Consider the following 1,282-nt stretch of genomic DNA (forward strand, 5'->3'; position numbering starts at 1 on the left):
GCACCGGCGCGTCCTTCGCCCAGTTGCTGCAAGGCGCCGTCAACGACGAGCCTGAAACCACAGACGTTGCCACGCCCAAACCGGCGTCGGACGAAGACAAGAACGGCACAGACGCCAGCGCCGAGCGCCCGGCCGAGCACGAGCGCGCCGAAGCGCACAAGCCTGCACGGGACGCGGCCGACGACGCCACGCCGCCTGCCGCGGACGTGCCGGCCGACACGCCGGCCACGCCGGGCGAACTGGCGGCATCCTTGCGCGGCGCCAGCCTGTTGGCCGCCGTGCGCGCCAAGCTGGGCGCCGAAGCCGGCGGCCGCGGCCGCCACGCCCTGGCCGCAAGCGACAAGTCGCTGCCCGGGCTGGACGACAAGGCCGTGGCCGACACCCGCAGCACCACCGCATTCGGCGCTCAGACAGCGCTCGATGCCGGCAAGGGCGGCCTGGACATCAGCGGCCTGAAGCCCACGCTGGACAACACCCCGGTGAACCTGGCCACAGCGGCCGCCGCCGATGCCGTGGCCGTTGAGGCCGGCGCCGATTTCTCTTTGCCCAGCCTGGGTGCCGCCGGTGACGCGCCGGCTGCCCCGACGCCCACACCCGAAGCCCCGCCGTCGCAGGCCACGCTGGCCCCACCGCCGGGCAGCGCCGCTTTTCCGGCTGCATTGGGCGCGCAACTGAGCACCTGGCTGAAAGACGGCGTGCAGTACGCAACGCTGGAGCTGAACCCGCAAGACATGGGCCCGATCGACGTGCGCATCGCCATGCGCGATGGCCGCGCTGAAGTGCAACTCGGCGCCGACGTGGCCGCCACCCGCGCCGCGTTGACCGAAGCGCTGCCCGAGCTGGCCGAAGCGCTGGGCGACGTCGGGCTGTCGCTTTCGGGCGGCAGCGTGTCCGACCAGACCGGCCAGCACGCCCGCCAGGGCGACCCGCAAGGCCAGCGTGCCTTTGCGCTGCCCGGTTGGCTGGCGCCTGGGCGAGCCGGCAGCGATGCCGAAGCCGCCTCCGCCGCCCGGCCGGCCCAGCGCGGGCTGATCGACCTGGTCGCCTGATCCGGCGACATGGGGCACCCGGTGGCGGGATACCGCCGACGCCTTGCAGGCCGCGCCGGGCGCCAGACGCCCGGCCCCTCGTCAGGCGTGTCCAGCCCACCGGGCTGAACACGTCCGGACTCGGCCCTCCGAGAGGGTGGCGCGGCCGCTCCGGAGCGGCCGAGCGCTGGCCGAGCGCTGGGCGAAGCGCCCAGCGATGGGACCCATCACCGCGGGCACGAGCGGGAGTGGCC

Annotated in this window: 1 protein-coding gene; it reads left to right on the forward strand. The window is 74.6% G+C overall.

The genetic code is table 11. The features are described 5' to 3' along the window. Positions 1–1,049, forward strand: a 1,049-nt coding sequence (locus tag AC1DYI_RS36015) for a flagellar hook-length control protein FliK (RefSeq protein ID WP_477208880.1), incomplete at its 5' end; no start/stop codon positions are given. Positions 1,050–1,282 lie beyond the last annotated feature (233 nt).

It is taken from the genome of Ideonella sp. P3_A4, from assembly GCF_056403075.1.